This is a genomic window from Pseudomonas trutticola BRTCR10 (assembly GCF_056155105.1).
In genome coordinates, this window is record NZ_CM149552.1 from 2,919,721 (window position 1) to 2,927,583 (window position 7,863).

The following is a 7,863-nucleotide window of genomic DNA, read 5'->3' on the forward strand; positions in this document are numbered from 1 at the left end:
GCTGGTCCTGGCACACAAGCGCCGCCGTTTATTGAACAGCGGCGTTTGTTTTGAGTCATTGCCTGAGCGGGTACCCGGCACCGAGTTTGACCAGGAGTAACGCCATCACTTTTACGGTGAAACTGCGGCTACTGTTTCGCGGAAAGCACCGCCATTGATACTTTCAAAGAAAGAGGCTACCCAGCGTTGTGATGCCGGCTCCCACTCGAGCAAGTTGTATGAAACAGGTGAGCCCTCAGCCCCTAGCGAACTGCCACAGCCGATCGCCGTCAAACGAGCGCTGTGTGAGTCGCGCTTAACCTCGCGCTCAACGTACCGCGCTTTATGTTTGTGGCCATGGAGAATGGTTTTTACATTCCAGTCCATGCACCAATGGTGCAGATCCTCAGCGTTAGTCAGCACAAGGAATGCTTCATCTCCGAAACCAAACGCCTTGAGTGCTTTCTGAACCAGAGTCTCGGCCTGCACTTCAAACGAAAACGGATGGTGATGAACCAAAGCAATGGGCAGATATTCTTTCAATTCCGGCCGCGAGGCTGTCAACGTGCGGTACTCGCCTCCCAACTGTCGAAATTGGGATTTGGTAATTCGACCCCGTGCGAAGGATCCTTTTTCTGAGGAGTTAAAGCAGATGAATATCATCTTGCATTGATCATCAACGACGATTTTCTGTGACCCGATCATCGCCACATGTTTGTAGTTTTCGCCGAAAACACCAATCATTCGTTGATCATGGTTTCCGGGGATTACGATGGGTTCGCGGCCCCCGGAAAGCCTCGTGATGTTTTGTTTGAAGTTTCCAAATAGCGTTGCATAGTTTTTATTTGGCGTATCAAACAAGTCACCAGTGATAACCACTCGGTCCACACGTTGGACGATTTCACTTAGCTCGGAATCAAGGATCGCCTGATTCTCTATCGCTTCTTCCGTACCAAAATGGAGGTCACTCAAGTGAAGTATGCGACGGTAGTTCCGCCCTCGCGGTGTAGACCATTCTCGAAGAGTATTATCAAAGTCTGAGGGCGTCCCAGGTCGCCGTGATCTTGCTCCGTACCGTGCGTCCCTTAGTGCATGAAGGATTTCGTCTAGATCTTCCAGTTTTACAAATGCGCTCGCGCCTGATTGTGTCCAAAACAAGAATCCCGGCCAGTCGGGTGCCGCGTGGAGCGCTTTGGAAAAGGCAGGCAGAGGATCAAGCACCTCGAAATTGCGCTCGGATATGTTGCTCTCTGGAATGAGCACGAGTAGTTGTCCACGCATCTGCTCACTTGCCAGTTCCCGCGCTGCAATCTTAAGCGCGGGGCCTGAGCCTACCGCCAACGCATAAAGCGGGAAGGAAGAGAATTCTTCTCTAAGGCCCTCTAGCACCCGCCCCAACGTCGACGGAGGAACGATGGTTTGTTCACGAACCGACGCGGGACTTTCGTGCAATCTCCTTGCTGCCTCACGTGCGACATTCGCGATGTCATCTAGCCAGAATGCGTTACCGCGCTCCGAGATCAAGTAGCGATTGACCTGGTACGAGAGGGCTTCAAGAAACTCGTTGAGGTGCTGCCTGACCACTCGGGGCGGCGAGTCCGCGCGTGACGTGATGTACGTCATGATATTCGCGTGTTCGAGTTTGAAAATCGCTCCCATTGCTTTCTCCTTGGCGTCGTTCGGGTGCCGCTGTGCTTGGGTTATGGTGGCTTGAGTCAAGTTAAGGTAAGGCGCTTTTCCCTGCGTCAGATCGCTATTGCAGGGGCGTTATGGCGATCCCCTATTACTGGACAAAGGCAAAATAAATAATTGAAAAAACACTGATTACGCCGCCTGATATCGGCGTCGAAACGATTTCTTCTACGAGATGATCGTTTTTGTCTGCGATCACTGAAGTACTGCCTTGTGGTTTCAGGACGCCTGGCTATCTGGGGGCGACAGCAGTATCGAATTACGCTCGGCCGATTGCGCGTGCCGTGGTTTTTTTACTCATGCATAAGTTCCTTTTGTGCTGAGTCTCGTATCGGAATCGCGATATAGAGCGAGGGTGAAAAGAGGTGTGCTCTAACCACACCCGCTAGTTGAAGCAGCGTGATCATAGACTGCTTTTGGCCGTAAGTCGCCAGTAGCCAATAGAGCTAATCGCCCCGTTAGGTGGAGTCCATTAGCTGGAATTCAGCCACGCCGGCTGCTCCACCCGTTTCCGGTCGACAGATCAACACTGATATTGCGGTTTTGCGGAATCATTGACTGCATCAATAACAACCATTAACGCAATCAGGTTCTCATATCAGCACCTCGGCGTAAGATCGGCTCCATTCCCAACCACTGCACATCGGAGCACATCAACATGAAACGCCAAACACTCCTCGGCATTGCCTTCTCACTCTTCGCCCTGAACGCGGTTGCCGCAGCCACCCAGACTGATCCGCTGTTCAGCGACGCGGTTGCCGCAGCCACCCAGACTGATCCGCTGTTCAGCGACGCGGTCGCTGCAGCCACCCAGACCGACCCACTGTTCAGTGATGCCGTCGCTGCCGATGGTTCGGATCGCCTCAAAGGTAATCTGGTTGCCGAAGGTGGTGCAGACCGTCTGCTCGAACGCCGTGCCGCGTGAATGCAGGGTTTGACCGCAGTACTCGACAAGAGCCCGGCCTTATCAGCCGGGCTTTTTTTTGCTTCGAACATCTGGAAACAACCTGTTGATTGCCAATCCGCGAGTCGCCTGTTTGCATGCCCGTCCACATAAGCACGCAGGTCAAGGAGACGGTCAGTGAAAACCATGGTGGTTGGTGCAAGCAAAGGGTTGGGCAAAGCCTTTATCGATGGACTGGGTGAGCAGGGCGATACGTTGATTGGTGTTTCGCGTAGCCGTCCCGAAACGCTGCCCTCCAGGCCCGGGATCGAGGTGCGGTGGGTAGAGGCCGATCTGGCTGAACCCATGAAAGCTGTGTCGGTGATTGAGCGAGCGGTTGCCGAAGGCGGGCTGGATACGCTGATCTACAACCTGGGCATCTGGGAGGACTTGGCTTTCGACCCCGCGTACGACTTCCTGGCTGATCACGACGATCAGGTGCAGGCGATCGTCAACTGCAACATTACGTCGACCATTGTGTTGATAAAACGCTTGCTGCCGGTGCTGCTGAAAAGCGCAAACCCAAGAATCATTCTGACCGGCTCGACTTCTGGCTTGGCGCAAAGTGGACGACCCGAAGTCACTTTCGGCGCTTCCAAGTTCGCACTACGGGGCATGGCCGATGCATTACGCGAAGGCTATAGGCAGCAACGCCTGGGCGTGACCTGTCTGAACCTCGGCTACCTGAATGCCGACGATCCCCTCAGCACGCCCAGAGTGCTTGCCGAACAGCACGGCGAGGGCAACGCCATTCCCGTACACGACGTCGTGCAGGTGGTGCGGATGATCTTGAGTCTGTTCTCGGCAAGCTTCGTCAAGGACCTGACCTTGCCGGCGATATTTGATGAGCGCTTCTGAGAGCAGGGTTTAGCCGCGCGGTTATGTTGGCCGGCGTCTCACCGATTGTCGGCAGCGACCTAATCAAGGACTTGAACGAGTGATCGACGCTGGCGCTTCGACCTGCGCCGAAATCCACTCACGGCTGTAAGCCAGCACGCTTTCAGCGATGGCTGTCGGAAAGTGGATGAAGCCGTGTGGGGAGGAGGGCAACAGATACACCTCGACGGGTGCTGAATTCATCCAGCGCTCGGCGATATCGAGGGTGTCGTCACGCAACGGATCCAGCTCACCGGCAAACATCAGGGCCGGCGGAAAGCCGCTGAAATCGCCGTACAGCGGGGACAGCGGCGGTTGGCGGCGCTGCTCGTCATTCAAGTCCGGCGTGAGCTTGCGCAGTGCTTCAACCATTCCCGGTCCGTCCAGCAGCAGGGTTTCTGGCGGTGCTTCGCGCACGCTCGGCGTTCCGGTCATATCGTAAACGCCGTAATAGAGCAGTGCGCCGTTCACCCGTTGCAGCAACCCGGGCGAGTTTTTCAGCGCCAATAGCGTCGCCGCCGCCAGGTGAGCGCCGGCCGATTCACCGACGACAATCACCGGCAGGTCGGCAAATTCCTTCTCGCTGAGTAGCCAGCGGGCGGCTGCCACGCAGTCATCCATCACCCCTTCGATGGGCGTCGATACCGCCAGACGGTAGTCCACCGAGACGACCGCCACGTTGCACGTATTGACGATGGCGATGTTGAAGTTGTCATTCATCTGCGCATTGCCGATCACCCAGCCGCCGCCGTGGAAATCCAGCACCACGCCTTTGGCTCGACCCTTTGGCCGAATGATCCGCACGGCCGCGCCACTGTGGTCAATACTCTTTCGCTCAGCCAGGAGGCCATGCTTGCGCAACTTGCCTTCGCCGCCAACCTGACTGACACGCAGCAACGCCTGAATCAGGCGTGGCACGACGCGATTGCGGATTTTAAAGTGCGGCAACCAGGCGAGTTTCTTGTTGAAATCGCGCACTTGCGCCAACTCGCGCTCGCCTTCGGGCCATGGTGCTTTACGGGGGGAGTGGGGCATCAGCGATTCTTGACCAGAATGGAAAAATTCAAGGCTGCGGCAACACACAGCCACGCCAGATACGGGAACAAAATCAGGCCAGTGATCAAATCAAGCTGCACAGCCATCACCACCATTGCCGCGACCACCAGCCAGAGCAGCGTCAGGATCACCATCCCGGCAACAATGTGATGCGCGCCAAAGAACACCGGCGTCCACAAGGTATTCAGCGCAATCTGCGCGGCCCATAAAGCCAGCACCGTCTGGCTCCCGGGGATCAGGCTTAAGCGATAGCCGGCCCAGGCCAGCAACAGATAGATCACCGTCCAGGCCACCGGAAACGCCCAGTTCGGTGGGGTAAAGCCGGGTTTGGCCAGCGATTCGTACCACTGGCCCGGTTTGAACATGATGCCCGTGCTCGCGGCAGCCGCGCAGGCCAGAAGGAAAATGAAAAAGGTCATTGCCAGTCCTTAGCTGTGGTCAGCTTAACGGGGGTGTAAACAAAGGACGCCCCGTGGCGCGAAAAGTTTGCATTGAACAATGACATTTATTGAAGCATCTGCTGTTCGTGATGAGGTTGAACCAAGAGCTGACTGGTCAGTCAGGATAGTCAGTACCTCTTCTTTCCAACGCGGATGAAACCATGCACACCTATCTTCTGAAATACCAGTTCAACGGCGAGCCTCGTGAACATTCACTCGAACTCAAACAGCCACGACTCGCCGATCACGAGGCCGCGATGCATCTTCTGGAATTGCATTATGGCGATGCGGAAAACAGTCTGCTCATGCCCACGGCAGATTCCACGCCGCCAGAGATCCTTGCGCAAGCCGAGAATCGAGGCATCACGCAGATTCGGGTCGAAGGCTAACACCTGTCCCTGAGGGAGTGGGTTTGCTCGCGAAGGGGCCGTTTCAGCCAGGACTAATTCACGCTGAAACGCTACCTTCGCAAGCAAAGTCAGGGTAAGACAGTGGACTCCGGCTCATCCCCTATGCAGTCGGGTGCATTTGGGCCGATGTCGATCATGGCGGCGGAGACCCGGGGCAACTCTCTGAAACCCCAGCTCAAAGGCCCGCCATCAGCCACCAGATCGTAAATTTCACTTTCACCCAGCAGTTGCCCGTTGCGCTGATCGTACAGACGAAAAAACGCCGGTATCTCCCACCGGGGAAACCAGGCAAGCGGCACCGTTTCGTCCGGATGGGGGCGGGGGTGAAAAATGCCGGGCAGTACCCAGAAGGGTTTGAAATCCTGAACCCGGTAGCAACCGTTGGGACTGATGCGCGCTGCGCCTGAAGGCGTTGCCAGGGCTTTTTCCCACCATTGGGAAGCAGCCCACAAAGCGGCCCATGAACCAACGCAGAAGAAAAGCGCCGCAAGGATTTGTCGGGAAGGTTTGGTCATGCTCGCGGACCTTTCACGGACCTGCCGTTCAGACACGCCGATGTGCCGCGTGTGGCAGCCTGCACATTTTCAATCCGGTGCATGGTGACATCCTGTCGCAAAAGGTCGGCAATTGTGCCGGTTCTGGAAATCCAGTCAAACAGCTGTTCCCCGTCACCCAAGTCCCCCATGTGGGAAATCTATAAAAAAGTATCGATATGGCCGAAACACGCGTGCCATGGACCAATCGCGCAGCCATTTCGATCCAGAGTCAATCTGTCATATTCGGTATCACTTCATTGCAGATAGTAGCCAGCCCAATGCTTATTCCATGAGGCTGCACTGTGTTCCAACGTCTACTGTGTTCGCTGTCCGTTCTGAGTCTGTCCATCGCCGCTGCCCATGCCGCCGAGCCTGTTGCTCTCGATACGCCGCGCCTGACAAGCATCGACAACTTCCGTGATATCGCCGGCCTCACCACGGCCTACTCCACGGCCCATGACGGTACGATGCGCAGTGGCGTGTTCTACCGTTCGAATGCGCTGACGCCGTCGACGGCGGATCTGGCGACGCTCAACAGCCTTGGCATCAAAGCCGTTTACGACCTGCGCACCCCCAGCGAAATCGCCGCAACACCGGACACGATGCTCAGCGGTGCGACCTACGAAAACATCGACATCATCGGCAGCACCACCTCCGGCTCGAACATCACCAACATCTCATTCAACAGCGCCGCCGACGCGATCGCCATGATGGAGCAGACCAACCGCGCGTTCGTCAGCGACGCGGGGATGCGCGGTCAGTTCGCCAAACTGTTCAATGAGCTGGCCAGTGTCGACGCTGCTCAACTGTTCCACTGCACTGCCGGCAAGGACCGCACGGGCTGGACTGCGGCGGTGTTGCAGAGCATCGCCGGGCTCGACAACGCGACGATCATGGCCAACTACCTGGCGACCAACGATTACACTGCCGCCCGCGTCGCCGCGACCCTCAAAGCCATGCCGCCAGGCATGGCCGCCATTTACGCGCCGCTGCTCGGTGTGGAGGCCAGCTACTTGCAGGCCGGTCTCGATGAAGTCAGCGCGCAATACGGCAGCATGGACAACTACCTCAAGCAAGGTCTGGGGCTGTCGCAGGAAACGATCTATGTGCTGCGCGGCAAACTGGTCGAGTACAACAGTCTGCCGGGGCAGGCGGGACTGGTTGGCAATGCGGCCGCGGGTGCCGAGTTGTTGCGACAGTTGCAGAACACCAATCTGTCCGGCACCTACAGTGCCTACAACTATTATCTGCAGTCGGCCATCGACGCCGGCACTCTCGGTGGTGTCGAGTCCACGGTCGGTGGCCAGGTTCACGCCGATGCGGCCAGCTACCTGCTGCGCCAGAACGCGCTGATCGAACAGGCTGCCGCCCCGTTCGCCAGCGGCACCGATCTGCGAGTCGGCCAATATCGTTTGTGGACGACCGCGCTCGCCGGGTATTTGGGCACCGACGGTTCCGCGCACGCTGACAGCAGCAACGAACACAGCCAGGGCCTGATGGTCGGCATCACCCAGCGTTTCAGCGAACAACTCAGCGCCCGTGGTGGCTTCGGTTATAGCAAAGGCTCGGTGGGAGGGGCGGGTGGCGAAGCGGATACTGATTTCACCTTCTTCAACATTGGCGCCCGTTATGGCTTCGCCAGTCTGGAGCGCGGCTTCTATATAGATGCCAACGCCAGTGCCGGTTACACCGACTACGACAGCAAACGTGACCTCGGCGGTGGTCTCGGTTCAGCCAAGGGCAGCACTCACGGCAATCTGACGGGGGCGACTTTGGCATTGGGCTATCGCGTACCAGTGAGCGGCATGACGCTGGAGCCGAGTCTCGGGGTGCGCGTCAGCCATCTCGATCTTGCCGGCTTCAAGGAGAAGGGCAGCGAGCTTTCTCTGGATGTCGATGACAACACGCAAACCCGTCGCAGCGCTGTGGCC

8 protein-coding genes (1 of these 8 only partly in view) are annotated in these 7,863 nt (G+C 57.1%); 4 read left to right on the forward strand and 4 right to left on the reverse strand.

Annotated elements, in window-relative coordinates; genetic code table 11:
* Positions 1 to 111: 111 nt before the first annotated feature.
* A complete protein-coding gene (locus ACVVH8_RS13090; protein WP_213028497.1) occupies positions 112 to 1,638 on the reverse strand; it encodes a metallophosphoesterase family protein in 1,527 nt (508 codons plus the stop codon).
* A gap of 691 nt (positions 1,639 to 2,329) precedes the next feature.
* On the opposite strand from ACVVH8_RS13090, the gene ACVVH8_RS13095 reads away from it, so the two are divergent.
* Both ACVVH8_RS13095 and ACVVH8_RS13100 read left to right on the forward strand, forming a co-directional pair.
* Positions 2,330 to 2,596: a hypothetical protein gene (locus ACVVH8_RS13095; RefSeq protein ID WP_401297207.1), complete on the forward strand. Its 267-nt coding sequence runs from the start codon at positions 2,330 to 2,332 to the stop codon at positions 2,594 to 2,596.
* A gap of 156 nt (positions 2,597 to 2,752) precedes the next feature.
* On the forward strand, positions 2,753 to 3,472 hold the full coding sequence (locus tag ACVVH8_RS13100; RefSeq protein ID WP_475230668.1) for an SDR family NAD(P)-dependent oxidoreductase: 720 nt from the start codon (positions 2,753 to 2,755) through the stop codon (positions 3,470 to 3,472).
* 63 nt (positions 3,473 to 3,535) lie between these two features.
* On the opposite strand, the gene ACVVH8_RS13105 is transcribed toward ACVVH8_RS13100, so the two are convergent.
* Together ACVVH8_RS13105 and tspO are read right to left on the reverse strand one after the other, a co-directional pair.
* Positions 3,536 to 4,525, reverse strand: a complete 990-nt coding sequence (locus tag ACVVH8_RS13105; RefSeq protein ID WP_475230671.1) for an alpha/beta hydrolase fold domain-containing protein — start codon at positions 4,523 to 4,525, stop codon at positions 3,536 to 3,538.
* Positions 4,525 to 4,965 (reverse strand): tryptophan-rich sensory protein TspO, encoded by a 441-nt coding sequence (tspO, locus tag ACVVH8_RS13110; RefSeq protein WP_475230674.1) that lies wholly within the window; start codon positions 4,963 to 4,965, stop codon positions 4,525 to 4,527. The genes ACVVH8_RS13105 and tspO overlap by 1 nt, the downstream gene beginning before the upstream one ends.
* A 182-nt stretch (positions 4,966 to 5,147) precedes the next feature.
* Here tspO and ACVVH8_RS13115 point away from each other — a divergent pair, with 182 nt between their 5' ends.
* On the forward strand, positions 5,148 to 5,375 hold the full coding sequence (locus ACVVH8_RS13115) for a hypothetical protein (protein WP_103307369.1): 228 nt from the start codon (positions 5,148 to 5,150) through the stop codon (positions 5,373 to 5,375).
* Between the two features lie 89 nt (positions 5,376 to 5,464).
* On the opposite strand, the gene ACVVH8_RS13120 is transcribed toward ACVVH8_RS13115, so the two are convergent.
* The gene (locus ACVVH8_RS13120; protein WP_315448681.1) at positions 5,465 to 5,911 is read right to left on the reverse strand and encodes a hypothetical protein; all 447 of its coding nucleotides are present in this window, start codon (positions 5,909 to 5,911) and stop codon (positions 5,465 to 5,467) included.
* A gap of 323 nt (positions 5,912 to 6,234) precedes the next feature.
* Between ACVVH8_RS13120 and ACVVH8_RS13125 the strand changes: the two genes are divergently transcribed.
* On the forward strand, positions 6,235 to 7,863 hold the 5' portion of the coding sequence (locus ACVVH8_RS13125) for a tyrosine-protein phosphatase (protein WP_475230677.1). It continues 291 nt past the right edge of the window; 1,629 of the gene's 1,920 nt are visible here — the first part of the coding sequence; it begins with the start codon at positions 6,235 to 6,237; its stop codon lies off the right edge, out of view.